This is a genomic window from Lawsonibacter sp. LCP25S3_E2 (genome assembly GCF_052117285.1).
Classification (GTDB): Bacteria; Bacillota; Clostridia; order Oscillospirales; family Oscillospiraceae; genus Lawsonibacter.
Window position 1 is genome coordinate 15,141 of the sequence record NZ_JBQKJL010000014.1, and the last position, 24,596, is coordinate 39,736.

The 24,596-nt window shown below is 58.2% G+C and carries 25 protein-coding genes and 1 riboswitch; of the genes, 9 read left to right on the forward strand and 16 right to left on the reverse strand.

Features of this window, described 5'->3' with window-relative positions; all coding sequences use genetic code 11:
- The 4 genes from pstC to cdd form a co-directional block, all read right to left on the reverse strand.
- On the reverse strand, positions 1–909 hold the full coding sequence (gene pstC / locus ACTQ3R_RS11885; protein WP_441780081.1) for a phosphate ABC transporter permease subunit PstC: 909 nt from the start codon (positions 907–909) through the stop codon (positions 1–3).
- Positions 910–1,048: 139 nt separating this feature from the next.
- Entirely contained in the window at positions 1,049–1,945 is an 897-nt protein-coding gene (locus ACTQ3R_RS11890) for a phosphate ABC transporter substrate-binding protein (protein WP_441780082.1), read from the reverse strand.
- A gap of 179 nt (positions 1,946–2,124) precedes the next feature.
- Entirely contained in the window at positions 2,125–2,337 is a 213-nt protein-coding gene (locus ACTQ3R_RS11895) for a DUF378 domain-containing protein (protein WP_441780083.1), read from the reverse strand.
- Between the two features lie 76 nt (positions 2,338–2,413).
- The gene (cdd, locus tag ACTQ3R_RS11900) at positions 2,414–2,809 is read right to left on the reverse strand and encodes a cytidine deaminase (protein ID WP_441780084.1); all 396 of its coding nucleotides are present in this window, start codon (positions 2,807–2,809) and stop codon (positions 2,414–2,416) included.
- Between the two features lie 97 nt (positions 2,810–2,906).
- A riboswitch (TPP riboswitch) is annotated at positions 2,907–3,012 on the forward strand.
- A gap of 67 nt (positions 3,013–3,079) precedes the next feature.
- On the opposite strand from cdd, the gene thiM reads away from it, so the two are divergent.
- The 5 genes from thiM (at position 3,080) to ACTQ3R_RS11925 (ending at position 7,120) form a co-directional block, all read left to right on the forward strand.
- A complete protein-coding gene (gene thiM, locus ACTQ3R_RS11905; RefSeq protein WP_441780085.1) occupies positions 3,080–3,901 on the forward strand; it encodes a hydroxyethylthiazole kinase in 822 nt (273 codons plus the stop codon).
- Positions 3,888–4,529 carry a thiamine phosphate synthase gene (thiE, locus tag ACTQ3R_RS11910; protein ID WP_441780086.1) on the forward strand — a complete coding sequence of 214 codons (642 nt, stop codon included), beginning with the start codon at positions 3,888–3,890 and terminating at the stop codon, positions 4,527–4,529. The genes thiM and thiE overlap by 14 nt, the downstream gene beginning before the upstream one ends.
- Complete coding sequence (locus ACTQ3R_RS11915; protein ID WP_441780087.1) at positions 4,526–5,185, forward strand: HAD family hydrolase; 660 nt, start codon at positions 4,526–4,528, stop codon at positions 5,183–5,185. Before thiE ends, ACTQ3R_RS11915 begins: the two co-directional genes overlap by 4 nt.
- A gap of 444 nt (positions 5,186–5,629) precedes the next feature.
- Positions 5,630–6,430 (forward strand): bifunctional hydroxymethylpyrimidine kinase/phosphomethylpyrimidine kinase, encoded by an 801-nt coding sequence (thiD, locus tag ACTQ3R_RS11920; protein WP_441779791.1) that lies wholly within the window; start codon positions 5,630–5,632, stop codon positions 6,428–6,430.
- A gap of 21 nt (positions 6,431–6,451) precedes the next feature.
- Positions 6,452–7,120 (forward strand): TENA/THI-4 family protein, encoded by a 669-nt coding sequence (locus tag ACTQ3R_RS11925; RefSeq protein WP_441779792.1) that lies wholly within the window; start codon positions 6,452–6,454, stop codon positions 7,118–7,120.
- A 52-nt stretch (positions 7,121–7,172) separates the two neighbouring features.
- On the opposite strand, the gene recD2 is transcribed toward ACTQ3R_RS11925, so the two are convergent.
- The 8 genes from recD2 to pyrE all read right to left on the reverse strand — a co-directional run bounded on the left by recD2 (position 7,173) and on the right by pyrE (position 17,164).
- The gene (gene recD2, locus ACTQ3R_RS11930; protein WP_441779793.1) at positions 7,173–9,368 is read right to left on the reverse strand and encodes an SF1B family DNA helicase RecD2; all 2,196 of its coding nucleotides are present in this window, start codon (positions 9,366–9,368) and stop codon (positions 7,173–7,175) included.
- A 30-nt stretch (positions 9,369–9,398) separates the two neighbouring features.
- Positions 9,399–9,731: a hypothetical protein gene (locus ACTQ3R_RS11935; RefSeq protein ID WP_441779794.1), complete on the reverse strand. Its 333-nt coding sequence runs from the start codon at positions 9,729–9,731 to the stop codon at positions 9,399–9,401.
- A gap of 106 nt (positions 9,732–9,837) precedes the next feature.
- Positions 9,838–10,335 carry a COG2426 family protein gene (locus ACTQ3R_RS11940; protein WP_441779795.1) on the reverse strand — a complete coding sequence of 166 codons (498 nt, stop codon included), beginning with the start codon at positions 10,333–10,335 and terminating at the stop codon, positions 9,838–9,840.
- Positions 10,336–10,372: 37 nt separating this feature from the next.
- Positions 10,373–13,201: an excinuclease ABC subunit UvrA gene (gene uvrA, locus ACTQ3R_RS11945; protein ID WP_441779796.1), complete on the reverse strand. Its 2,829-nt coding sequence runs from the start codon at positions 13,199–13,201 to the stop codon at positions 10,373–10,375.
- A gap of 14 nt (positions 13,202–13,215) precedes the next feature.
- Positions 13,216–13,704, reverse strand: a complete 489-nt coding sequence (gene ybaK, locus ACTQ3R_RS11950) for a Cys-tRNA(Pro) deacylase (protein WP_441779797.1) — start codon at positions 13,702–13,704, stop codon at positions 13,216–13,218.
- 2 nt (positions 13,705–13,706) lie between these two features.
- Positions 13,707–15,674: an excinuclease ABC subunit UvrB gene (gene uvrB, locus ACTQ3R_RS11955; protein ID WP_441779798.1), complete on the reverse strand. Its 1,968-nt coding sequence runs from the start codon at positions 15,672–15,674 to the stop codon at positions 13,707–13,709.
- 70 nt (positions 15,675–15,744) lie between these two features.
- Entirely contained in the window at positions 15,745–16,458 is a 714-nt protein-coding gene (locus tag ACTQ3R_RS11960) for a JAB domain-containing protein (protein WP_441779799.1), read from the reverse strand.
- Between the two features lie 31 nt (positions 16,459–16,489).
- Complete coding sequence (pyrE, locus tag ACTQ3R_RS11965) at positions 16,490–17,164, reverse strand: orotate phosphoribosyltransferase (RefSeq protein WP_441779800.1); 675 nt, start codon at positions 17,162–17,164, stop codon at positions 16,490–16,492.
- A 171-nt stretch (positions 17,165–17,335) separates the two neighbouring features.
- On the opposite strand from pyrE, the gene ACTQ3R_RS11970 reads away from it, so the two are divergent.
- Both ACTQ3R_RS11970 and ACTQ3R_RS11975 read left to right on the forward strand, forming a co-directional pair.
- The gene (locus ACTQ3R_RS11970) at positions 17,336–18,526 is read left to right on the forward strand and encodes a sensor histidine kinase (protein ID WP_441779801.1); all 1,191 of its coding nucleotides are present in this window, start codon (positions 17,336–17,338) and stop codon (positions 18,524–18,526) included.
- Entirely contained in the window at positions 18,519–19,226 is a 708-nt protein-coding gene (locus tag ACTQ3R_RS11975) for a response regulator transcription factor (protein WP_441779802.1), read from the forward strand. Before ACTQ3R_RS11970 ends, ACTQ3R_RS11975 begins: the two co-directional genes overlap by 8 nt.
- Positions 19,227–19,525: 299 nt before the next feature.
- On the opposite strand, the gene ACTQ3R_RS11980 is transcribed toward ACTQ3R_RS11975, so the two are convergent.
- From ACTQ3R_RS11980 to ACTQ3R_RS11990, 3 genes are read right to left on the reverse strand one after another with little or no spacing between them, the layout of a single operon-like run.
- The gene (locus tag ACTQ3R_RS11980; protein WP_441779803.1) at positions 19,526–20,239 is read right to left on the reverse strand and encodes a sigma-70 family RNA polymerase sigma factor; all 714 of its coding nucleotides are present in this window, start codon (positions 20,237–20,239) and stop codon (positions 19,526–19,528) included.
- On the reverse strand, positions 20,236–20,673 hold the full coding sequence (spoIIAB, locus tag ACTQ3R_RS11985; protein ID WP_441779804.1) for an anti-sigma F factor: 438 nt from the start codon (positions 20,671–20,673) through the stop codon (positions 20,236–20,238). Before spoIIAB ends, ACTQ3R_RS11980 begins: the two co-directional genes overlap by 4 nt.
- A 58-nt stretch (positions 20,674–20,731) precedes the next feature.
- On the reverse strand, positions 20,732–21,037 hold the full coding sequence (locus tag ACTQ3R_RS11990) for an anti-sigma factor antagonist (protein ID WP_441779805.1): 306 nt from the start codon (positions 21,035–21,037) through the stop codon (positions 20,732–20,734).
- Between the two features lie 211 nt (positions 21,038–21,248).
- Here ACTQ3R_RS11990 and ACTQ3R_RS11995 point away from each other — a divergent pair, with 211 nt between their 5' ends.
- The gene (locus ACTQ3R_RS11995; protein ID WP_441779806.1) at positions 21,249–22,601 is read left to right on the forward strand and encodes an MATE family efflux transporter; all 1,353 of its coding nucleotides are present in this window, start codon (positions 21,249–21,251) and stop codon (positions 22,599–22,601) included.
- A gap of 105 nt (positions 22,602–22,706) precedes the next feature.
- Here ACTQ3R_RS11995 and ACTQ3R_RS12000 read toward each other — a convergent pair whose 3' ends face one another.
- Positions 22,707–22,955 carry a sporulation transcriptional regulator SpoIIID gene (locus ACTQ3R_RS12000; protein WP_441779807.1) on the reverse strand — a complete coding sequence of 83 codons (249 nt, stop codon included), beginning with the start codon at positions 22,953–22,955 and terminating at the stop codon, positions 22,707–22,709.
- Positions 22,956–23,174: 219 nt separating this feature from the next.
- Between ACTQ3R_RS12000 and ACTQ3R_RS12005 the strand changes: the two genes are divergently transcribed.
- A complete protein-coding gene (locus ACTQ3R_RS12005) occupies positions 23,175–24,587 on the forward strand; it encodes a sodium:solute symporter family protein (protein WP_441779808.1) in 1,413 nt (470 codons plus the stop codon).
- Positions 24,588–24,596: the final 9 nt, after the last annotated feature.

Sequence of the window (24,596 nt, forward strand, 5' to 3'; positions counted from 1 at the left end):
TTAGTCCTCCTTGTCCCGCTTCAAAAAGACATTCAGCAGGACGTTAATACACATAATGAACAGGAACAGCACAAGGCCGATGGAAAACAGCGCCTGGCGCTGCAGGCCGCTGGAGTAGGACAGCTCGCTGGCAATGCCGGTGGTCAGGAACTTGACGCTGGAGAGCAGCGTAGGCATATTCGCCACATTACCGGCCACCATCAAAATGGCCATGGCCTCACCGATGGCCCGGCCCACACCCAGCACCACCGCGGCGGCAATGCCGCTCTTAGCTGCCGGGGCACTCACCCGGAAGTAGGTCTCCAGCTCCGTGGCACCCAGGGCCAGACTAGCCTCCTCATACTCCCGAGGCACTGCCTTCAATGCGGTCTCCGACACGGAGATGATGGAGGGCAGAATCATAATGGCCAGCACCACAATGGCTGCCAGCAGGCTTTCCCCGGCGGGGGTGTGGAAGGTCTCCCGAATCCAGGGGACCAGCACCATCATGCCCACCAAGCCGTACACCACCGAAGGGATACCGGCCAGCAGGTCTACCACCGGACGGATCACGCCCGCCACCTTGGGAGAGGCTACCTTTGCCAGGTAGACCGCCGTGAGAAACCCAATGGGAACGCCAATGAGAATCGCACCCGCTGTGCCGTAGATAGAGGTGAGAATCATGGGCAGAATCCCAAAGGCGGGATCCGTCTTGTTGGTGGACTCCCAGCGAGTGCCAAAGAGGAACTCCACCAGCCCGATCTCCCGGATCGCGGGCAATCCTGAGACGATAAGGTATATGGTTATGAGCAATACAAAGACGATGGCAATGAATCCGCACACAAAGAAAAGCCCCTGCATGCCCCGCTCCATCGCCTTTTTTCCCTTTACCGCCCCCTTTGGTGGGACAGTGAGCGTGTGATCTTTCATTGTTATCAACCTTTTCCTATAAAATCCAGCTCCTCAGCTGAAACAAGCCCCGGATTCTCTGCGGAGCTTGTTTCAACGGGGGAGGCACATTTCAAAGCAAGCCCCCCGCGGGGGGCTTGCTTTGAAGCCTTTGGGCATGTTAGGCCTGGGGAGACACCGCGCCGGCAGCGGCGATGTACTCAGCCACCTCAGCGCTCATGGCGTAATCCAGGAAAGCCTGGGCAGCCTCGGAGAGCTCGGTGCCCTCCTTGGTGAACATAACGAAGGGACGCTGGATCTCATAGGTGCCGTCCTTCACCGTGGCCTCAGAAGGAGCCACATTGTTGACCTTCACCGCAATCACACTCTCGTCCACAGCGGACAGGGAGGCATAGCCGATGGCATTGGGGTTGCCGGCCACGGCGCCCACCATATCACCGGTGGAAGAATACTCATTGGTGTAGGCACAGGCATCCACCACGCCTACGATCTCCTCAAAGGCACCGCGGGTGCCGGAGCCGGACTCACGGCCGAATACGGCGATCTCAGCATCAGCACCGCCCACCTCGGACCAGTTGGTGATCTCGCCGGAGAAGATCTTAGCGATCTGCTCCACAGTCAGGTCGGCCACGGTGTTCTCGGGGTTGACCACAACCGCCACGCCGTCCAGAGCCACAATGTGGCCCACAGCGCCCTGCTCCTCTTCCTCAGCCTTCAGGGCACGGGAAGAAAGGCCGATGTCCACAGTACCGCTCAGCACGTTGGTAATACCGGAGCCGGAACCGGAACCGGTGTAGTTTACATTGATGCCGGGCTGTACCTCTTTAAAGGTCTCCTGGAGAACGGCCATCACGTCGGCCATGGAGGTGGAACCATCGGTGTTCACAGTACCGGTGATTTCCTGGGTGGCGCCGTTGTTCTCAGCGCTCTGAGCGGCACTGCTGGTGGGGGTGCTGCCAGTCTCAGAGCCGGCAGTGGAAGTCTCGCCGCCGCCGCAAGCGGTGAGCAGGGACAGGGCCATAACAATGGACAGGCCCAGGCAAGTCAGTTTTTTCATTGTTAAGTACTCCTTTTTTGTTTTACATTTTGGTCTTGCTTGGCTTACGGTGCTCAGTATAAAAAAGGAATGTAAAATGCGAAACCGCAGTTATGTTAAATCCACGTAAAATCAAAACAGAGGCCTGGAGCAAACCGCTCCAAGCCTCTGTTTTCTCACTGGAGTTTTTCAATTCCAGGTCAGCTCCGGTCTTCCACCGGGTCCTTGTCCCGAAACAGCAGGGTCACACACCAGACGGCGGACAGACCCACCAGGGTGTAGATGACGCGGCTGATCATGCTTGCGGAGCCTCCGCAGGCAAAGGCAACCAGATCGAACCGGAACAGACCCACGCTGCCCCAGTTCAGGCCGCCGATGATCAGCAGCGTCAGGGCAATTTTGTCCATTACCATGTCAGACCACCTCCTTCAATGGGGTTGCGCAGGTAGTTTGACCAGGGGACAAATTTTTTATACAAACTTTGTACAATCAATTCAATGCCTGGGGCCCAAAGCCGTTGGGAAGCAGCTTGGAAAGCTCCATCTCCACAAACTTCCCGTCCCCCCTTGCGGCCAGAACCCGGAGGTTTGGAGCAAATTCATAGAGCATTTGACGGCAGGAGCCGCAGGGCCAGCAGTAATCGCTCCCCTTCCCTGCAATGGCGATCGCTGTCCATCCCGACCGGCACCCCTCGCTGACCGCCTTCAGCAGGGCGGTACGCTCGGCACAGATGGTGGAACCGTAAGCGGCATTTTCCACATTGCATCCGGTAAACACCCGCCCATCTTCACACAAAAGCGCCGCGCCCACAGGGAAATGAGAATAGGGCACATAGGAAAAACGTTGCATTTCAATTGCCTTTTGCACCAGTTCCTGGTCTGTCATAGTCTCTCCTCCTTTTTCTCTATCATACCCAAGGAAAAATCATCTTGCAATCCCATTTTTTTCGTACTATAATAATGCCCAAAGCCGTGGGACAATGGCTGGACAATAAGGGAGCTCGCAAACGGGCTGAGAGGAAGCTGTGCGCTTCGACCTGTGACCTGATTTGGGTAATGCCAACGTAGGGAGATCGTTTTTCCGGTAAATACCGTGGGACTGTCTTTCTAAGGAAGGATCATCCCACGGTTTATTTTTATTCTGGAGGAATAATCTATGCTCGGAACCTGTCTGGACCAGGTGCGCCAGGCCTCCCCTCTGGTGCACAACATTACAAATTACGTCACCGTCAACGATGTGGCCAACATTCTGTTGGCCTGCGGAGGCAGCCCTATCATGTCCGATGACATCCAGGACGTGGAGGACATCACATCCATCTGCGGGGGGCTGAACATCAACATCGGCACCCTGAATCAACATACCATCCCCTCCATGTTTGCCGCCGGAAAAAAGTCCAACGCTCTGGGCCACCCCGTCCTGTTGGACCCCGTGGGGGCCGGAGCCAGTGCCCTGCGCACCCAGACCGCGCTAAAGCTGATGGAGGAAGTCAAGTTTACCGTCATCCGGGGCAACATCTCAGAAATCAAGACCCTGGCCGCCGGCTCAGGCAGCACCCGTGGGGTGGACGCCGATGTGGCCGATGCGGTGACTGAGAAAAACCTGGACGCCTCTGTAGCCTTTGCCAAGGCCATGGCCGCCAAAACCGGGGCCATCATCGCCATTACCGGAGCCATCGACTTGGTGGCCGACGGGGATCGGTGTTATGTCATCCGAAATGGACGGCCGGAAATGGGGAAAATTACCGGAACTGGCTGCCAGTTGTCCGGCCTCACCACCGCCTACGTGCTGGCCAACCCCGGCAATGAGCTGGAAGCCGTGGCAGCCGCCGTGGCCTCCATGGGTCTTGCCGGAGAGATCGGGTGGGCCAACATGGCTCCCACCGATGGCAACTCCACCTACCGCAACCGGATCATCGACGCCATCTTCCACATGGACGCCGAAACTCTGGACAAGGGGGCCAAGTATGAAGTGCGATAAAAAGGACCTGCTTCTCTATGCCGTCACTGACCGGACCTGGCTGGGCGGCCGCACCTTAAAGGAGCAGGTGGAGGACTCCCTGAAGGGCGGAGCCACCATGATTCAGATTCGGGAAAAGCACCTGGACCGGGACGCTTTTCTGGCGGAAGCCCTGGAGTTGAAGGCGTTATGTAAACAATATAAAGTCCCTTTCCTGGTCAACGACGATGTAGACCTGGCCGTAGAAGTGGAGGCCGACGGAGTCCATGTGGGCCAGCACGACATGGAGGCAGGACAGGTCCGCTCCAAAATCGGCCCTGACATGATTCTGGGTGTCTCCGCCCAGACGGTAGAGCAGGCCCTTCGGGCTCAGGCGGCCGGGGCAGACTACCTGGGTGTGGGAGCTGTGTTCCCCACCGGCACGAAGGACGATGCCGATGCGGTGAGCTATGACACCCTCCGGGATATCTGCCAGGCGGTGGACATCCCAGTGGTGGCCATTGGTGGGATCACCAAACATAACGTAAATGCGCTCTCCGGCAGCGGCATCTGCGGCATCGCCGTGGTCTCTGCACTCTACGCCCAACCGGACATTGAAGTTGCTGCTCGGGAGCTTCGGACTCTCACCCAGGAGATGGTGTCCAAATGAAGCTCAAAGGGGCTATTTTTGATCTGGATGGCACGTTGTTGGACTCCATGTACATCTGGGACTGGGTTCCTGGGGCACTGATCCGCAAGCTGGGGGGCGACCCTCCGGAGGACCTCCCCCAGGCTCTGGCAAAGTTGAGCCGGGAGGAGGCGGCGGAGTATCTGATCAGCCGTTTTCACCTCACCCAGACCCCCGAGGAGATTTTGCAGGAGGTCAACAACCTGGTCAGCGGAGAATACCGGGATAACGTCCCTCCAAAGCCGGGGGCACAGACGCTGCTGGAACACCTGGCCCAGTGGGAAATTCCCTGCGGCATTGCCACCGCCAGCGAGGCCTTTCAAGCCCAGGAGGCCATGGAACGTCTGGGCCTGTGGCATTATTTTGACTTCGCCATCAGCTGCGGGGAATACGGCTCCAAAAGCCGCCCGGACATCTACCTGGAGGCCGCCCGCCGCTTGGGCGGTGAACCGGGGGAAATTCTGGTCTTTGAGGACGCCCTTCATGCCGCCCACACCGCCAAAGAGGCTGGCTTTTGGGTAGCCGGGGTCTACGACCCCTCCGCCCGTGAGGAGCAGGCGGAGCTGAAACGCCTCTGCCGCTGGTATCTGCCCCGGCTGGACGACCCTAGTTTCCTCCGGGAGCTGCAAGATGTTTAAATAAACATAAAAAGCTGGCGGCCATTGGCCGTCACCGGGGTCAGCCCAGCGAAAGCGGGTGCACCCCGGAGAGGAGGAGCAGTGAAATGAGCGAACTTTGTCCACCAGACAAAGAGAGCGATAGGGAACTTGCTCCGACAACGCGACACTTCTCCGTCCCCAAATCGCAGCCCAGCAAAAGCGGGTGCGATTTGGAAAGACGGAGCAGCGAAATGAGTGCGTTTTCCCGCTTATATAAAATATCAACAGCCGCAGGCTGTTACCGGCCCGTAGCCCAACGTCAGTGGGTACGGGCCGGAGAGGAGGAGCAGTGAAATGAGCGAACTTTGTCCACCAGACAAAGAGAGCGATATGGAACTTGCTCCGACGACGCGACGGCTTGGGGGCACCACCTGCCGCCGCGCTATAAAACTTCAATGCGACCAAAGGGAAAGGAGTTTTTGTATGAAAACCGCATTGACGATCGCTGGAAGTGACTCCAGCGGAGGCGCCGGAATCCAGGCCGACATCAAGACTATGACCGCCAACGGCGTATATGCCATGAGCGCGATCACCGCCCTGACGGCCCAGAACACCACCGGCGTCTATGGTATTTTGGAATCCACCCCGGACTTTCTGGCCCAGCAGCTGGACTGCGTCTTTACCGACATTTTCCCCGATGCGGTCAAGATCGGTATGGTCTCCTCCACCCCTCTCATTGAGGTAATTGGAGCGAAACTCCGGGCCTATCAGGCCAAACATATCGTTGTGGACCCGGTGATGGTGGCCACCAGCGGTTCCCGGCTCATCTCCCAGGAAGCTGTGGCAGCTCTGAAGGAGCTTTTGCTCCCTCTGGCCGAAGTTCTCACCCCCAACATTCCGGAGGCTGAAGTCCTGTCCGGCCTTCGCATCTCCTCTCCAGAGGACATGGAACGTGCCGCTCAGACCATTGGGGAGAGCTACGGCTGTGCGGTTCTCTGTAAGGGAGGCCACAACCTTAACGACGCCAACGACCTGCTGTGGCACCAGGGCCGCTCTGTCTGGTTTCAGGGCCGCCGGATTCAGAATTCCAACACTCATGGCACCGGCTGTACACTCTCTTCCGCCATCGCCTCCAACCTGGCCAAGGGCTATCCTCTGGAACAGGCAGTGGAACGGGCCAAAGACTATATCTCCGGTGCGCTGGAGGCTATGCTGGACCTGGGCCATGGCAGCGGACCGCTCAACCACGCCTTCTGTATCCCCGATTTCCGCACCAAACCCTAGTCCTCACAGGAGGTACCACCCATGACTTTTCTGGAAGAATGCATTACCCAAAGCCTTCCCATCTGGAAACGCTGCCTGGACACGCCCTTTGTTCAGGGCATCGGAGACGGCTCCCTGGATGAGGCCTGTTTCAAAAGCTACCTTGTGGATGACAGCCTTTATCTCCGGGAATATTCCAAGGTGTTTGCCTGGGGGATTCTCCATTCCCACGACATGGATGAGATCCGCAGCTATTATTCCCTGCTCTCTTTTATCCGGGAGAGCGAGGACCGCACCCGTCAATACTACCTGCAACGCTACCAGCTCACCGACCGGGACATCCAGTCCCTCCCTCTCCGGCCGGAGAACCGGGCCTATGTAGACTACATGATCACTGCCGCCCGTGAGGGGCAGGGGGCCGCTGAGTGCATGATGGCCTGCCTCCCCTGCATGCTCAGCTACGGCTGGATTTTTGGAGAACTCATCCGCCGCTGTCCTGAGGTAACGGAAACTCCCTACTGGCCCTTTGTCCGGGACTACGCCGGAAACCAGTATGAAACGGTATCCGCCCAGTGGGCGGATTTTACCAATACGGTATGCCGGGACCTGGAGCCTCAGCGCAGGGACCGCTGCCGAGAGATTTTTTACCAGTGTTCTCTTCACGAGCTCCGGTTCTGGGAAATGAGTGCCCGGCCCAGAGACGATTTGTAAAAACGCTTTATAGGAAGCAAGGCGCGGCCAAAATTGGCCGCGCCTTGCTTCTTTATTCTCCTGCCAATCTGGCACGCAGGCCGGAATAGCGCCGGGTCTGCCGGTTGTTGGCCACCATTTGGGCTGCTACCTGCTCATCCCCCACCAAAATAAACAGCTCCTTGGCTCGGGTGACCGCAGTGTACAAAACTCCCCGTGTCATCAGCATAGGTGCCCCATCCAAAGCAGCCAGGATGACCGCCCGGTACTCACTGCCCTGGGCCTTATGTACCGTAACGGCAAAGGCGGGCTCCAGTTCCCCCAGCATATCCGGAGAATACTCCACGATCTTTCCCTCAAAATCCACGGTGATGACCTCCCGCTCAATGGAGCGGATGATGCCAATATCCCCGTTGAACATTCCCATGCCCGAGTCTGTTCCGTGCTCCTCCCGCCAGAGGACATCGTAGTTGTTGCGCACCTGCATCACCCGGTCTCCCTCCCGGTAGACCCAGTCGCCGAAGCGGCGCTCCTCTTTCCCCTCCAGAGGGGGATTCAGGGCCTGCTGAAGGGCCTGATTGAGCGCCCGCGTTCCGGTGCTCCGCCGCCGGGTGGGAGAGAGCACCTGAATCTGATCGGGAGGAATCCCCATGCGTTCGGGGAGCCGGCGCCGGCACAGGTCCACAATGGTGTCCAGGGCAGACTGGCCCTCCCGGCGGCTGAGGAAGAAAAAGTCCCCTTCATTTCTCCGCAGGTCGGGTAGTTGTCCGTGATTGATCATATGGGCGTTGCGGACAATGGCACTCTGGGCCGCCTGACGAAATATTTCGGTCAGGCAGACAGTGGGCACCACACCGCTGCGGATCAGGTCGGCAAACAAATTTCCAGGTCCCACCGAGGGCAGCTGATCCGGGTCGCCCACCAGCACCAGACGGCAGTCATCCTCCAGCGCATCCAGCAGGGCAGCCATAAGGGGCAGGTCCACCATGGAGGTCTCATCCACAATAACTGCCCGTGCTTTCAGGGGATCGTAGGAATTTTTGGTAAATACCAGCCGCCCCGTGTGGGGATCAAACCCCGTCTCCAGAAGCCGGTGAATGGTGGAAGCCTCCGTCCCGCAAAGCTCTCCCAGACGTTTGGCCGCCCGGCCCGTGGGGGCCGCCAGGGAGGTCTCCAGCCCCATGTGTTCAAACAGGGCCAGCACCCCCCGCAGGCAGGTGGTTTTGCCGGTACCCGGACCTCCGGTGAGAAGCATGACCTGACGGCCGGCCGCCAAACGCACCGCCTGGCGCTGCTGGGGGGCATAGGTCAGGTGCTGCCGGCGCTGAATCTGGTCCATCAGCTCCTCGAAATGCTCCGGGGGCAGCAGCTCCCGCGTGCTCATCTCCCCAATGCGCTGTGCCACAAAGGTCTCCGCTTCATAGAGGGCAGGCAGATACACCGCATCCTGTCCGGCAATATGCTCCTGCTCCACGTCTCCTCGGGTCAGCAGGCTCTCCAGCCGCTCCTCCACCAAGCTGCCAGGCACGTCCAGCAAAACTCCTGTTGCCTCCACCAGCTTACGTCGGGGCAAAAAGATATGTCCGTTATTGAGGCTATTATGGGTAAGTTCAAAAATAAGCCCTGCCTCCAGGCGCAGGGCGTCCTCCGCCCCTACCCCCAGCTCCAGGGCCAGGGCGTCCGCCTGGGAAAACTCCACCTCAAACTCTCCCCCCACCAGCAGGTAAGGGTTGTCCCGCACCACCTCCAAAGCCAGGTCTCCATAGCTGCGGTGGAGGGGAGCGGCCAGCTCCAGAGGGAGCTGATGCTCGGTGAGAAATTCCATCAGCCTCCGCATTCCCATCTGCCGGCGGAAGGTCTCTCCAATCTGCCGGGCCCGCTTCAGCGTAATGCCTTTAATGCGAGTAAGCTGTTCGGGGTCGTCCTCCAGAATGGAGAGGGCCTCCTCCCCAAATTCCTCCATGATCCGGCGGGCGGTAGCCTTTCCCACACCCTTCACCGCCCCGGAGGACAGATAATGAAAGATCTCCTTCAGCCCCTGAGGCAAGCGGCGCTCCACCGTCTCCGCCCGTACTTGGGGCCCGTAAGTGGGGTGGCGAGTCCAACTGCCCCGGACAGACAGATATTCCCCTGGTGCCACTCCGGGCATGGTGCCCACCACGGTGATCTCCTCCCCATGGAGGTCCATGCGCAAAATGGTATAGCCGTTTTCTTCATTTTGAAAAATAATGGAGGAGACGGCTCCCTCCAACACTTCCTGTTCTTCCACGGGTTCCGCCTCCTCCCTGTTTGATCGGTTTTAGGTTCGGCTTATGTAATCAGGCAGGTCATCCACCGGCCACAAAATGACCCCAGGCCACCGGGCGGCCAGGCGCAGGGCCAACTGCCTGCCCTCCGGGGTAAGGTCGATGTCCGCAATGACCACCGGGCAGCGCACCAGCCCCAGGCCCCGCAGCCAGAGGAAAGAGCGCACCTGCTGTTCCAGCTCCTCCCCCGTTCCCCGTCCAGGCAGAATGATTTTTGTCTCCCAGCCGGGCAGCGGCCGAAGCAGAAGTCCAAAGCTCCACCAGAGCACGAAGGCCAGCCCCACCGCGCAGGCGGCAGCCAGCAGCCCATCCCATATGACACCCACAGGGCAACACCTCCGGGCCATTCTATGTACCGGAGATGGGAGAAGTGCCTGCTCCGCTCGCCTTCGCGCCCCTCACAGTCATGGCTGGGCAGCTTGATAGTTCTTATCAGACCGCTCCGGAAAACAGGTTAATGCCCACATGGGTCAAGGTTAACATAATGCACCCTGCTGTCAGCACGCCCATAAGGACCGCCGGGAAGGCCTTTTTTAACCGCATACCCAAAAAGGCCGCCGCCAGGGAACCCGTCCAGGCCCCGGTACCGGGCAGAGGAATGGCCACAAAAATCCACAGGCCCAGATACTGATACTTCTGCACCTTCTGCCCCTTTAAATGGGCCTTCTGCTCCATCTTGTCCACCAGGCCATTGAGCCGGGGCATATACTTGCGCATAAGCTCAAAAATCCGGCGGATATAGACGATGATGAACGGGGCAGGGATCAGGTTGCCCACCACCGCCGCAGGGAAGGCCAGGTAGTAGGGCAGGCCCAGGGCCACCCCGAAGGGCAGCCCTCCCCGCAGCTCGATGATGGGAATCATGGACACCAGCATGGTAAACAGCATTTTACCAGGTACAGTGTCGGTCAAAAAGTCAAATATTTCCATAAACTCTCCCTAACTTAACGGCTTGCATCGGCGGTATTTACTGCTCCAGCAGCTTCTTTAGATACTGCCCCGTGTAGCTCTGGGGACAGGCGGCCACCTCTTCCGGGGTACCCGCACAGACGATGGTACCGCCGCCATCGCCGCCCTCGGGCCCCAGGTCGATCACATGGTCGGCGGTTTTGATCACATCCAGGTTGTGCTCGATGACCACCACGGTGTTGCCCGCATCCACCAGCTTCTGGAGCACTTCAATGAGCCGGTGCACATCGTAGCTGTGAAGGCCGGTGGTGGGTTCGTCCAGAATATAGATGGTCTTGCCCGTGGAGCGCTTGCTAAGCTCCGTGGCCAGCTTCACCCGCTGGGCCTCGCCTCCAGACAGCTCGGTGGAGGGCTGCCCCAGTTTCACATAGCCCAGGCCCACCTCTTCCAGGGTTTTCAGCCGGTTGTAGATGCGGGGCAGGTTTTCAAAGAAGGGCATGGCCTCGTCCACGGTCATTTCCAGGACTTCGTAGATATTCTTTCCCTTGTAGCGCACCTCCAGGGTCTCCCGGTTGTAGCGCTTGCCCTTACACACCTCACAGGGGACGTAGATATCCGGCAGGAAGTGCATTTCGATTTTCAAAAGGCCGTCGCCGGTACAGGCCTCACAGCGGCCGCCTCTGGTGTTAAAAGAGAAGCGGCCCGGTCCATAGCCCCGGCTCTTGGCGTCAGGGGTGGATGCAAACAGCTCCCGGATGTCGTTAAACAGTCCGGTGTAGGTGGCGGGGTTCGATCTGGGGGTGCGGCCAATGGGGCTCTGGTCGATGTTGATGACCTTGTCCAAATATTCCTCGCCCTCAATGCGGTCGTGCTTGCCCGCCCGTGTTTTGGTCCGGTTCAAGTCAGCCCCCAGCTTTTTAAAGAGGATCTCATTGACCAGGGAGGACTTGCCGCTCCCGGACACACCGGTGACACAGGTAAAGGTACCCAAAGGGAAGGTCACGTCAATGTGGCGCAGGTTGTGCTCCGCGGCCCCTACTACCTTTAAATACTTCCCATTGCCCGTTCGCCGCTCTTTGGGAACGGGGATTTTCTTTCGTCCGGTGAGATAGTCGGCGGTGAGGGAGTGTTCACAGGCCATGACCTCCTCCGGAGTGCCGCAGGCCACCACCTCGCCTCCGTGGACCCCGGCTCCAGGGCCGATATCCACGATATAGTCCGCCGCGCGCATGGTGTCCTCATCATGCTCCACCACCAGCAGAGTATTGCCCAGATCCCGCAGGTCCTTCATGGTCTTCAGGAGCATATCGTTGTCCCGCTGGTGAAGGCCGATGGAGGGCTCGTCCAGAATATAGAGCACTCCCATCAGGGAGGAACCGATTTGGGTCGCCAGTCGGATACGCTGGCTCTCTCCGCCGGACAGAGACCCCGCCTCCCGGCTGAGGGTCAGGTACTGAAGGCCCACCGAGCGCAGGAAACCCAGGCGGTTTTTGATCTCCTTCAAAATCCGCTGGGCAATCATGGTCTGCGTGGGGTTGAGCTCCAGGTGGTCTACAAACTCCAGTGCCTCGTCCACGCTCTTCCGGCAGTACGTGTCAATGTCCAGTCCGCCCACCGTGACGGCCAAAGACTCCTTCTTCAGCCGCTTGCCCTGGCAGGTAGGGCAAGGACACTGGGACATGCACTCCTCCAGCTCCCGCTTCATGGCGTCGGACTGGGTCTCCCGGTAGCGCCGCTCCAGGTTGTTGACAATGCCCTCAAAGGGCTGGTACAGGGTGCCCTGGCCCCGAGGCTGATCATAGTGAAGGGTGAGCTTCTCCCCATTGGTGCCGTACAAAATGATATCCAGCACTTCTTTGGGCAGGTCCTTAATGGGGGTATTCAGCTTGAATTTATACTTCTTGGCCAGGGCATCAAAGTACATCCGGGAGATCCCGTCAGACTTGATGTTGTTCCAGCCCGAGGCGGTGATGGCACCCTCTACAATGGAAAGATCCTTGTTGGGGATGATCATATCCGGGTCAATTTTCATCTGGGAACCCAGGCCCATACAGGTGGGGCAGGCCCCGAAGGGGTTGTTGAAGGAGAACATCCGGGGAGACAGCTCCTCGATGGACACCCCACAGTCCTCACAGGCATAATTCTGGGAGAAGAGGATATCCCGGTCCTCCCCCACGATATTGATGACCACCAGGCCCCCGGCCAGGTTGGAGGCCACCTCCACGCTGTCGGTGAGGCGGCGGTTGATGTCCTCCCGGATGACCAGACGGTCCACCACGATCTCGATGTCGTGCTTTTTGTTCTTTTCCAGCTTGATCTCCTCACTGAGATCATAGGCGATGCCGTCCACCCGGCAGCGGACATAGCCCGACTTCCGGGCGTCCTCAAAAATCTTGGCGTGCTCGCCCTTCTTCCCCCGGATCACCGGGGCCATCACCTGGATACGGGTAGCCTCCGGCAGGGCCAGAACCTGGTCGATGATCTGGTCGATGGTCTGCTGCTTGATCTCCTTGCCGCAGATAGGACAGTGAGGGGTACCAACTCTGGCCCATAACAGACGCAGGTAGTCGTAGATCTCCGTCACCGTGCCCACGGTGGAGCGTGGGTTTTTGCTGGTGGTCTTCTGGTCGATGGAGATGGCGGGGCTGAGACCGTCAATATAGTCCACATCAGGCTTCTCCATCTGGCCCAAAAACATCCGGGCATAGGAGCTGAGGGACTCCACATAACGGCGCTGACCCTCGGCGTAGATGGTGTCAAAAGCCAGGGAAGATTTTCCGCTGCCCGACAAGCCGGTCAGCACCACCAGCTTATCCCGTGGGATGGCCACGTCGATGTTTTTCAGGTTGTTCACCCGGGCGCCTTTTACATAAATGTGACTGTGCATTGGGTTTCTCCTTCTCAGACGGTCAAATCCGCGGTGGACGCTCCCACCAGGGCGATGAGGTCCGCGGGGGCCAGCTCCACCTGGTAGCCGATTTTTCCCGCGGAAACGGTGATAGTGTCGATGATCTCCGCCGTCTCATGGAAGACGGTGGGATATTGTTTTTTCATGCCTACCGGAGAACAGCCCCCGTGGACATAGCCAGTAAGGGGAAGCAGCTCCTTCTGGTGGAGCATAGCGATGGACTTTTCCCCCACCGCCTTTGCCGCCTTCTTCAGGTCCAGACTCTCCCCCACAGGGATATCAAAGACATAGAGGGCGCCCGACGCCCCACGGGCCACCAGAGTTTTGAACACACACTCCGGGTCCTGGCCCAGGGACCGGGCTACGGTCACTCCGTCTACTGCCACACCCTCCTCATGGGGATAGGTATGGGGGGTGTAGGGGATTCCCTTCTGCTCCAGAACGCGCATAACGTTGGTTTTTTCTTCTTTTTGCTTGGCCATGATTACTTGCCTCTCAGCTCGATGATCTGATCTCTTAGCGCAGCTGCCAGCTCGAATTCCAACATTTTGGCAGCCTCTTTCATTTCTTTCTCCAGCTTTGCGATACGCTCGGCCTTCTGCTGCTTGGTGAGGCTCTTCACCTCTCCCTTGCGTTCGGTCTCACTGCTCTCGGACACGCCGATCTCCAGCAGATCCCGCACCGACTTGATAACCGTTTTCGGCACGATACCGTGGGCCTTGTTGAAGGCGTCCTGCTTTTCCCGGCGGCGCTCGGTCTCATCCATGGCCCGGCGCATGGAGGGAGTAATGGTATCGGCATACATGATAACCATACCCTCAGCGTTTCGGGCCGCCCGGCCGATGGTCTGGATGAGGGAGGTCTCGCTGCGCAGGAAGCCCTCCTTATCTGCGTCCAGAATGGCCACCAGGGATACCTCCGGCAGGTCCAGGCCCTCCCGGAGAAGGTTAATACCCACCAGCACATGGAAGGTCCCCAGGCGTAGGTCCCGGATGATCTCCATACGCTCCATGGTGTCCACATCGTGGTGCATATACCGCACTTTGATTCCCGCCCCCTGGAGGTAGGTGGTAAGATCCTCCGCCATGCGCTTGGTGAGGGTGGTGACCAGCACCCGCTCGTTTCGGGCGGTGCGGGCGTTGATTTCGCCGATGAGGTCGTCGATCTGGCCCTCCACCGGCCGCACCTCGATTTTGGGGTCCAGCAGACCCGTGGGCCGGATGACCTGCTCTACGATCTGCCCCGAGCGGCTGCGCTCATACTCTCCCGGTGTGGCCGAAACATAGACCACCTGGTTGAGCCGCTTTTCAAACTCTTCAAATTTCAGCGGCCGGTTATCATAGGCGCAGGGCAGGCGGAAACCATAGTCCACCAGGGTGGTCTTTCGGGCCCGGTCTCCGTTGTACATGGCCCGCACCTGGGGCAGGGTCACATGGCTCTCATCAATAAAGAGGACAAAATCTTTTGGGAAATAGTCCAGCAGAGTATGGGGCGGGGAACCCACCGGCCGTCCCTCGATGACCCTGGAATAGTTCTCAATGCCCGAACAGTAACCCAGCTCCTGCATCATCTCCACATCGTACATGGTACGCTGCTTGATGCGTTGGGCCTCGATAAGCTTATTTTCTTGTTCAAAGAAGGCTACCCGCTCCTCCAGCTCCTTATAAATCTCCTGGATGGCGGCATCCATCTTTTCCTTGGGCGTCACATAGTGGGTAGCAGGCCAGATGGGGATGTTGTTCAGCCGGCGGATGGGCGAACCGGTGACCACATTGATCTCCGAGATGCGGTCAATCTCGTCCCCAAAGAACTCCACCCGGATGGCGGTATCCTTCCAGTAGGCAGGCCAGATCTCCACCGTGTCCCCCCGCACCCGGAACATGTTGCGCTCAAAGGCGATGTCGTTTCGTTCATAGCGGATGGCCACCAGCCGCTTCAAAAGCTCATCCCGCTCCAGCTGGGCTCCCACCCGGAGGGAGACCATCATTTTCTCAAAATCCTCCGGCTCACCCAGGCCGTAGATGCAGGATACGGAAGAGACCACGATCACGTCCCGCCGCTCCAGCAGAGATGCGGTCGCGGCAAGGCGCAGACGGTCGATCTCCTCGTTGATGGAGGAGTCCTTTTCGATAAACGTATCCGTGTGGGGAATATAGGCCTCCGGCTGGTAGTAGTCATAGTAAGACACAAAATATTCCACCGCGTTGTTGGGGAAAAACTCCTTGAACTCCGCACACAGCTGCGCAGCCAGGGTCTTGTTGTGGGCCAGCACCAAAGTGGGCCGCTGGACCTTCTCAATGATTTTAGCCATGGTAAAGGTCTTGCCCGAGCCGGTGACACCCAGCAGGGTCTGCTCGTCAAGACCCATCTCAATCCCCTGGGACAAGGCGGCAATGGCCTCTGGCTGATCGCCGGACGGGGTATATTCCGATACAACTTCAAATTTTGGCACAGTGCCGCCTCCTCCCTTTGGTGCTCCTCATTATATCAGAACTAATGTTCCATAGCAAGGGCTATTTTCTCTACCAGGGCTCTGGCCCCACCAGCTGGAGCAGCTTTCGCCCTCCGCTGCGCTCTGACTCCCGCAGGGACACCACATCTCCTTCTACAAAAATCAGGTGGTCCACCAGGGACACTCCCAGAGGTGCCAGGGCACACTTTATGACATCGGTACACTGCCAGTCCTCCGCGGAAGGAAAGGCCAGCTGACTGGTATGGTTGTGCGCCAAGTAGAAGTAGACGGCACCCAGCGCCATGCAGATCTCCGCTACCCGGCGGATATTGACATCGGAGTTCAGAATGTTTCCCTCCGATACTTTACGGATGCCCAGCAGCTTTCCTTTCGCGTCCAAACACAGGACATAGACCATTTCATTGGCCGCTCCATAGAAATATGGGCTCAGGAGCTTTGCGGCATCATTGGCCGTGTGGACCAGCTCCCCCGGTCCGCTGCGCTGGGCCACATACCGCCCGCTCACCGCTGGAATCATCTTGATGAGGGCCACTGAGTGCTCTCCCAATCCGGTCACTTTGCTCAGCTCGTCCGGGGAGGCATCCAGCACCTTAGCTAAGGACCCAAACCGATCAATGAGTTCGTGGGCCAGTGGGTTCACATCTCCCTGTGGAATGGCATAGAACAACAAAAGCTCCAGCACCCGGTGGTCGGGCCAGCCCTCCAACCCTCGGGTCAAAAATTCTGTTTTCACCCTCCCGCGGTGGCCGATGTGGCTGGCCATGGGGACCGCCCCTTTCTCTCTCTGAAAATCCTTACTGTTTGGCGCCGTACTGCTCCAGATAGGCCTCCATCTTGGCCTTCATCTCGTCGTCAATATAGACCTTGCCGTCCACGGGGTTGTTGTGAAGGAAGGAGATGACCTCCCGCACAGTGACAATGGGGAACACCTGGATGCCGTAGTCCTGGCGCAGCTCATCCAGGGTGGAGCACTCCCGTGTCCCCCGCTCCATCCGGTCCACAGAGACAAACAGGGCCTTCATGTTTACAGCGGCCACGTGTTTAAAGAGCTCAATGGATTCCCGCACGGCGGTACCGGCGGTGACCACGTCCTCAATGATGGCCACATTGTCCCCATCCTGAGGCTTATAGCCCACCATGGAACCACCCTCACCGTGGTCCTTGGCCTCCTTGCGGTTAAAACAATAGGGCAGGTCCCGGTCGTAATTGCGGTACAGGGAGGCCGCAGCGGACACCGCCAGGGGAATTCCCTTATAAGCCGGGCCAAACAGGCAGGTGATGCCCTCGGGCATATGTTCCTGGATGCAAGCGGCGTAGTAGTCCCCCAGCTTGGCGGCCTGGGCGCCGGTCTTGTAGTTTCCGGTGTTCACAAAGTAGGGGGTCTTCCGCCCGGACTTCGTAGTAAAGTCCCCAAAGGTCAGCACGCCGGAACGTACCATAAAGGTGATAAATTCTTCTTTATATGTCATATTGTTCAGCCTCTTTCCTCTTTTTTCGGCTCAGGCCGGAAATCGTTCTATTATACCACTATTCCCCATGGGATACAAGTATGAGGTCTGGTAAGAAAACTGTAAAAATTTGTCCCTCCCTTTACGTACAACCGCTTTTTTGATATAATTGCGGGAAAGGAGGCGCGGACCATGGCATTCTTTCGGAAAATCAAGGCTCGATTTTCCCCCATTTATCACGATTTGGAGACCCAGTTCCGCCGGATTCCGCCCATCCCGCGAAATCTGATGGTAACCGCCCTGTTTTTGTGCGCAGCTTACTGGGCCAGCAGTATCCTCATCGGCCACACCGGAGGAGAAAACAATTCGGCTCTGGTTTTTGTACTGGCGGTGGTGCTTATCTCCCTGCTCACCAGCGGATATTTTTACGGCATTGCCGCCTCTATTATCGGTGCGCTTTGCATTAACATCTATTTTATGGCCCCCTACGCTCAGTTTTCCCTGACACGGGCCGGTTATCCCGTGGCCATGCTGTCCATGGTAGCCATCTCCTGTGTGGTGTGCGCCCTGACCGCACGGGTAAAAAAACAGGCTATCGAGGCCGCCCGGCGGGAAAAGAACACCAAAGCCCTGTATGAGATGAACGAAAAGCTCAACGCAGAAAAAGCCGCCATCCAGCTCCAGTCGGAGCGCGAGGCCATCCGAGGCAACATTTTGAGAGCTGTCTCCCACGACCTGCGCACCCCCCTCACCGCCATCTCCGGGGCGGTGTCCGTCCTGCTCAGCAGCCCGGAGGTTTCCCCCAAAAACCTGAGTATGCTCACCGACATCAAACGGGACGCAGACTCCCTCATCGTCATGGTGGAAAACCTTCTCTCCGTCACCCGCCTTCAGGATGGGACTTTTCCTCTGAAAAAACAAGAGGAAATGCTGGAGGAGGTGGCCGGAGATGCGCTTCTGGCCACCCGGCGGCATTTTCCTGACTGCCACATCGCCATGGACCTGTCCGAGGACATTCTGTATCTGCCCATGGACCCTCTGCTCATCAAACAAGTTATTGTGAACCTACTGGAAAACGCCATTCGCCACTCCGGTGATTTGGAACACATCCGCCTGAGCTTGTTCCGCCAGGAGGACTATGCCGTGGTGGAAGTACGGGACAAAGGCCGGGGGCTGCTGCCGGAAGTTTGTCAGGCGATTCAAGCGGGCAAACCGCTGCCCCAGTCTCTGTCCGGGGATACGACCCGCGGGATGGGCATAGGCTTGTCCGTCTGTCAGCGCATTATCAAGGCCCACGGAGGTTTCTTCGCCGCGGGCAACGATCCTGAGGGCGGCGCGGTTTTCCGCTTCGGCCTTCCCATGGAGGGACAAAACAATGAGTGAAAAACAGACCATTCTGGTCATCGAGGACGAACGGTCCATCAGCAACTTCATCTGCCGGGCTCTCGCCGCCAACGACTATAAAGCTATTCCCGCCTACCGCGGCAAGGAGGGCATGTCCCTTTTCTTTTCCCACAGTCCCGACCTGGTGCTGCTGGATCTGGGACTGCCGGACACCGATGGGCTGGACATTCTGGCCCAGCTCCGGGGACTGCCTCGGGAGGTGCCCATCATTATCATCTCCGCACGGGACCGGGAGTCGGAAAAAGTCAAGGCCCTGGACATGGGGGCAGACGACTATGTGGTCAAGCCCTTTGGCGTGTCCGAACTGCTGGCCCGGATTCGTTCCGCCCTGCGCCGCTCCGACCGCTTGAAGCTCAGCCAGGGCATCCAGCGGGACGTCTATCAGATCAAGGACCTGACCGTGGATCTGGCCCGGCATCAGGTCTTGCTGGGGGAGGAAGAGATCCACTTTACCCAGAATGAGTTTAAAATCATTGAGCTCTTGGCCATCCATGCGGGCAAGGTGCTCACCTATGATTTCATTTTGGAGCATGTGTGGGGCCCCTACAGCGGCAGCGGCAGTAACCAGATTCTTCGTGTGAACATGGCCAACATTCGCCGCAAGCTGAAGGAAAATCCCTCGGACCCCAAGTATATCCATACCGAACTGGGCATTGGCTACCGCATGCTGGACGATTGACAAAACCGCTTCCGGACCTTTCCGGAAGCGGTTTTAACAGCTTCTTTATAGGGGTTCCCTCTTCATTTATACCTATTTTATCTGCCGAACAGTATAATGAGGGATGAAAAGGGATCCTCTCTCCACGAACCCTTTCCAATTTTATTGCTTCGGCAGTCTCTCTCACTTCCTCCGAAGCAAAGTGTGCGGCATTGGTTGGTCAGCTCTTTCTCTCTCCTGGGCTCTCCTTCTCTCCCCTCTGCCGTATCATCAAAGCCCCCCTTCCGCCAAAGGGGGGCTTTTTCATGCACATTTATACTTTAGGCCAACTCCCTGCGCAGCCGTTCCAGAGCCCGGCGCTCCAGCCGAGATACCTGAACTTGGGAGACGCCCAGCACTCGTGCGGCATTCATCTGGGTCATCCCCCGGTAATAGCGCAGCAGCAGCACCTGCTGCTCCCGCTCAGGAAGGCGGGATATGGCCGCGCGCAGAGTCAGGCGCTCTACCAATCCCTCCTCTTCCTGGCCCACGGAAAGCATTCCTTCCAGAGTAAGTCCGCCATCACCCGTCTCTGTTTGAAGGGAGATGACCGGCTCGGTAGCCGTCTCGGCAGCGGCAATTTCCTCAACAGTCAGTCCGGTGTCGTCGGCCAGTTCAGACAAGGTAGGCTCCCGGCCCAGCTGGGCAGCAAGGCGGCCCCGCGCCCCCCGGATGCTGGCACCCCGCTCCTTTACGCCCCGGCTCACCTTCACCGGGCCATCATCCCGGAGGAATCTTCGGATCTCCCCGGCGATTTTCGGCACTGCGTAGGTGGAAAACTGGGTCCCGTACTCCGGGTCGAAGCCCCGCACCGCCTTCAGAAAGCCCAGACACCCCAGTTGGTAGAGGTCATCCGGCTCCACTCCCCGGCCATAGTACCGGCGCACCACGCTCCAAATCAGGCCGTTATTCTCCAGCAACACCTGTTCACAGGCCTGCTCGTCCCCCTCCCGGGCCGCTTGGAGCAGAGCGGAGCCGGACAAGGTACCGCTCACCGGCCCGCCCGGCGGGCAATTTTCCGCGACATGGTGACGGTGGTGCCCTTGCCGGGAGTGGAGCGAACCTTCAGAGTATCCATAAAACTCTCCATAATGGTAAAGCCCATGCCGGAGCGCTCCTCACTGCCGGTGGTGAAGAGGGGGGTTCTGGCCTGGTCCACATCCTCAATGCCCACTCCCCAGTCCTTGACTACGATCTCCAGGGCGTGGTCCTCCTTGATGCGCAGCTTGAGCACTACCTTCCCCAGCTTGTCCGGATAGGCGTGGACAATGGCGTTGGTCACCGCCTCACTGACGGCGGTTTTTACGTCGTTGACCTCCTCCAGGGTGGGATCCAGCTGGGCGGCAAAGCAAGCCGCAGCGGCACGGGCAAACCCCTCATTGGCCGACCGGCTGGGAAATTCCAGGATCACTTGGTTTTCTACTTTCATATGTATCGGTTCCTTTCCCGCAGTATGGCGGCATGGACTCAGAATTCCTGTCCCAGTTTCATTCAAACCGGATCAGCCGCTCCAATCCCGCCGCTTGAAATACCTTTTTTGCCTGAGATGGGGCATTGACCACCCGCATCGCCCCCCGGACCTGCCCCATTCTCCGGTGGGCCCGGATGAGCACTGCGATCCCCGAGCTGTCGGTAAAGGTGAGCCCGCTCAAGTCCACCGTCAGTTCTCGGGGCTGGGCCACATCGATTCTCCGGTCCAGCTCCTCCATGACCTCCCGTGCCCGGTGATGGTCCAGCTCCCCCTCCACCCAGGCAGTCAGCCGGCGCTGTTCCTCCCTGCATTTCACAGGCATATGATCTCCTCCTTGTCGGAGCCCCGCTCCGTGTTCGCTTTTCCTCCCCATTATAGGACAGCCCCCCTGTCAAATCCGGTCACTTCCCGGCTCCATAGTATGCTTTCCCCAGTTTTTTGATTCTGGGAAAAGGTTTTACAAACCGCTCCATTTCCCTTATACTTATAGGTATAGGCAAGAACATACTGCCACTGTGACAGGAGGCTTTTCCGTGTCCCGACCACTTCATCTCACCACCGGCCCCATCATGTCTCAGCTTATGGGCCTGGCCCTGCCTCTGCTGCTGGCCAATGTGCTCCAGCAGCTTTACAACATCGCAAATTCCCTGGTGGTCACCTGGTATCTGGGGGAGCAGGCACTGGCTGCCCTGGGTATTGCCGAAAGCGTCATGAATCTTTATATCTATGTCATCACCGGTGCCTGTATGGGAGCCGGAGTGCTGGTGGCCCAATTTTATGGGGAGCAGAATTTTTCCCGGCTGCGCCGGCAGCTGTATGTCTCCGCCGTCCTGGTGGGGGGCAGCGTACTGACGGCCATCGCACTGGGCCAGCTGTTTCTTCCCCAAATTCTGACGCTGATCCAAACCCCTCCAGAGGTATGGAGCGATGTATCCGCCTATTTGCGCATCATCCTGGTGGGCATGATCTTCACCTTTGCCTATAACTACCTGGCCGCCTCCCTGCGTTCCATCGGCGATACCCGTGCCGCGCTCTATTTTCTCTTCCTTTCCCTGGGCTATAACCTGGGGGCCGCATGGCTGCTGGTGGCGGTATGGAAGCTGGGCATTGTAGGCACCGCCTTGGCCACCGCCTCGGCACAGCTTCTCTCCTGTGCCTTGTGTTTCTTCTATATTCGAAAAAAACGGGCCGTCCTCCTCTTTGGCAAAGAGGATATGGTGCTGGAACCCTCCCTCATCCGTTTGACCATCAGCTATTGTGCGGTGGCCGCTCTCCAGCAATCCAGTCTCTACCTGGGCAAGCTGATGATTCAGGGGGCGGTCAATGGCATCAGCGCAGTAAGTACCGCCGCCATCTCCGCCTTTACCGCCGCGGGACGGGTGGAGAACTTCACCCAGGCTTTTGGCCTCAGCGGCTGTGAGGCCATGGCCATCTTCATTGCCCAAAACCACGGAGCCGGAGAGGACCGGCGGGCTCTGCGGGGCTTTCTGATGGGCAGTGCCGTCACCGTGGGAGTGGGCATTTTCTTTTCGGCCGCCATGGGGATCTTTGCCCAGCCCCTGTCCCACCTTTTCCTGGGAGGCGGAGAGGGGATGACTCCCTGCATCTCCTATCTTCAGCTCATCAGTTGGTTCTATCTGCTCTCCTTCTTCGGTAATTCCTTTGTGGGTTGGTTCCGGGGGACAGGGCGGATGAACGTCACCTTCTTCGGCACCACCCTCCAGATCGCCATCCGGGTCATTGGGACCTATCTGCTGGTGGATGCCATGGGACTGGATGCGGTAGCTCTGGCCACGGGGCTGGGCTGGGTAGCCATCGTCCTGTTTCAGACTACCCTCTTCCTGCTTCAGATCAGGTCCCATCGTCCGCGGCCCTCCCGGTCCTAGCTCAACTGCTCCCCGATTCCAACGGCAGGCCATAAAAAAGCAGACACGCCTTCTTGCGTGTCTGCTTTTCGTTTTCCAGACAGGAACAGCGCCTGCCTTACCGAATTAAATTCCTTTGTATTTTTTCCGGGTGGCAATGCCTCCACGGATATGCCGTTCCGCCTTGTTTTCCTCCAGGACCTGTTTGACCTGGAGGGACAGCGCCCGGTTGAACATGGGCAGACGTTCGGAAATGTCCTTATGTACGGTGCTCTTGCTGATTCCAAATTTCTGCGCGGCGGCCCGGACCGTGGTCCGATTCTCCAGTATGTAAAGAGCCAGACGCTCGGCCCGTTCCTCCATGTTTCCTTTCAAGCCCAACACTCCCCGCCTCTTACTGCTCTATCCTATGCAGAACGGGGCGGCGATATGTAATGTTTACAAGTTCCTTCCCGCCAAACCAATGTTTCTTCGTTTGCGCCACTGGGGGGAAGGAACTTCCCCTCCCGCACCGATGGTTTACCGAACTAAAATCTTGACACAGGTCCCACATTTCGATAGAATCTTAGCTATGCAATCAGAGGAGGAGATTATATGGGATACATTATAGCCATCAGTATCTATCTGCTGGCGCTGGTCGTTTACGGCCTGATCATCGCACATAAAAAGGTGAAAACCGCAGACGACATGGTAACCGGCGGACACCGGATTCCGTTTATCATCCTGGTAGGCAGTCTTCTGGCCACCTGGTGCGGCGGCGGCGGTATCACCGGTACCGCGGGTATTGTATATACCGGCGGCCCCTGGGTAGGCGCCATCACCTTTGCCGCGCCCCCCATCGGCATTATTCTGCTCTACTTCATCGCCGGCAAGGTCCGCAAGTCCAACAAAGTAACTGTGCCGGAGATCATGGAGTCCCGCTATGGCAAGGCGGCCAGCATTCTTTCCGCCCTGTGCGTCATGCTGGCCTATGTGGGCGTGCTGGCCACCCAGCTTAAGGCCGCTGCGGACATTTTGGTGCTGCTGTGCAATTCCAGCGGCATCGAGCTCTCACGGGGCGTAGCCCTGACCATCTGCACAGCGGTCATCGTGGTGATCACGGTGGGCGGCGGGCTGGTCTCTGTGGCCTATTCTGACGCCATCAGCGCACTGATCATGATCGGAGGCTTCTTCCTGGCCATTCCCTTCCTGGTCCAGATCGCCAACAGCCAGGGGCTGACTCTGCCCGAGGCCAAGGCCACCTTCACCGGCGGCTTGTCCGGTGTGGAGATTTTGGGCTACTTCCTGCCCTCTCTGGCTCTCATGCTGGGGGATCAGAACATGCTCCAGCGGTTTGCCTCCGCGAAAAACAGCGACGAGGCGAAAAAGTCCAACATTGGCATGTTCATTGGCGAGATCCTTGTGATCGTCAGCATCATCGCCCTGGTCACCCAGGCAGCCAAGCTCTATCCCACTCTGGAGACTCCCTCCAATGTCATCTTCCAGGTGGCGGCGGACTATCTGCCCCTGGCCTTCGGCGCTCTTTTGATGTGCGCCTGCATGGCCTTTATTGTGACGACCGCGGACAGCTATCTGCTTTCCTCCGCCACCAACCTCACCAATGACATTTATGGAAAGTACATCAATCGGAATGCCACCGACAAGCAGAAAATGGCTGTGCTGCGGCTGACGATCCTTGTCTTCAGTGTTCTGGCCGTTCTGCTGACGCTGTATTTCCCCACCGTTCTGGCCCTTCAGATGACCGCCTACACCATGTACGGCGCCGCCATCACGCCGGCCATTCTCTTCGCTTTGTTCTCCCAGCGGGTGACCCCTGCGGGCGGACTGGCTGGTATTGTGGTAGGCGGGCTTGCAACCATTGTGTGGACGCTCATGGGCACGCCTGGCGGCGTACAGTGCGCCATCGTCGCGGTCCCCGCATCTGTCATTGCCATTCTGGCAGTAAGCGCGCTGACCAAAAGCAGCGATCCTGGGCGGTCTCTGGATGCCCTTTATTCTGACAAATGACCATCGTAA

What these genes read in the sequence shown, in the direction of transcription:
- pstC (WP_441780081.1), bottom strand. Translation starts at nt 909, where the DNA reads ATGAAAGATCACACGCTCACTGTCCCACCAAAGGGGGCGGTAAAGGGA.
- ACTQ3R_RS11890 (WP_441780082.1), bottom strand. Translation starts at nt 1,945, where the DNA reads ATGAAAAAACTGACTTGCCTGGGCCTGTCCATTGTTATGGCCCTGTCC.
- ACTQ3R_RS11895 (WP_441780083.1), bottom strand. Translation starts at nt 2,337, where the DNA reads ATGGTAATGGACAAAATTGCCCTGACGCTGCTGATCATCGGCGGCCTG.
- cdd (WP_441780084.1), bottom strand. Translation starts at nt 2,809, where the DNA reads ATGACAGACCAGGAACTGGTGCAAAAGGCAATTGAAATGCAACGTTTT.
- thiM (WP_441780085.1), top strand. Translation starts at nt 3,080, where the DNA reads ATGCTCGGAACCTGTCTGGACCAGGTGCGCCAGGCCTCCCCTCTGGTG.
- thiE (WP_441780086.1), top strand. Translation starts at nt 3,888, where the DNA reads ATGAAGTGCGATAAAAAGGACCTGCTTCTCTATGCCGTCACTGACCGG.
- ACTQ3R_RS11915 (WP_441780087.1), top strand. Translation starts at nt 4,526, where the DNA reads ATGAAGCTCAAAGGGGCTATTTTTGATCTGGATGGCACGTTGTTGGAC.
- thiD (WP_441779791.1), top strand. Translation starts at nt 5,630, where the DNA reads ATGAAAACCGCATTGACGATCGCTGGAAGTGACTCCAGCGGAGGCGCC.
- ACTQ3R_RS11925 (WP_441779792.1), top strand. Translation starts at nt 6,452, where the DNA reads ATGACTTTTCTGGAAGAATGCATTACCCAAAGCCTTCCCATCTGGAAA.
- ACTQ3R_RS11940 (WP_441779795.1), bottom strand. Translation starts at nt 10,335, where the DNA reads ATGGAAATATTTGACTTTTTGACCGACACTGTACCTGGTAAAATGCTG.
- uvrA (WP_441779796.1), bottom strand. Translation starts at nt 13,201, where the DNA reads ATGCACAGTCACATTTATGTAAAAGGCGCCCGGGTGAACAACCTGAAA.
- ybaK (WP_441779797.1), bottom strand. Translation starts at nt 13,704, where the DNA reads ATGGCCAAGCAAAAAGAAGAAAAAACCAACGTTATGCGCGTTCTGGAG.
- ACTQ3R_RS11960 (WP_441779799.1), bottom strand. Translation starts at nt 16,458, where the DNA reads ATGGCCAGCCACATCGGCCACCGCGGGAGGGTGAAAACAGAATTTTTG.
- pyrE (WP_441779800.1), bottom strand. Translation starts at nt 17,164, where the DNA reads ATGACATATAAAGAAGAATTTATCACCTTTATGGTACGTTCCGGCGTG.
- ACTQ3R_RS11970 (WP_441779801.1), top strand. Translation starts at nt 17,336, where the DNA reads ATGGCATTCTTTCGGAAAATCAAGGCTCGATTTTCCCCCATTTATCAC.
- ACTQ3R_RS11975 (WP_441779802.1), top strand. Translation starts at nt 18,519, where the DNA reads ATGAGTGAAAAACAGACCATTCTGGTCATCGAGGACGAACGGTCCATC.
- spoIIAB (WP_441779804.1), bottom strand. Translation starts at nt 20,673, where the DNA reads ATGAAAGTAGAAAACCAAGTGATCCTGGAATTTCCCAGCCGGTCGGCC.
- ACTQ3R_RS11990 (WP_441779805.1), bottom strand. Translation starts at nt 21,037, where the DNA reads ATGCCTGTGAAATGCAGGGAGGAACAGCGCCGGCTGACTGCCTGGGTG.
- ACTQ3R_RS12005 (WP_441779808.1), top strand. Translation starts at nt 23,175, where the DNA reads ATGGGATACATTATAGCCATCAGTATCTATCTGCTGGCGCTGGTCGTT.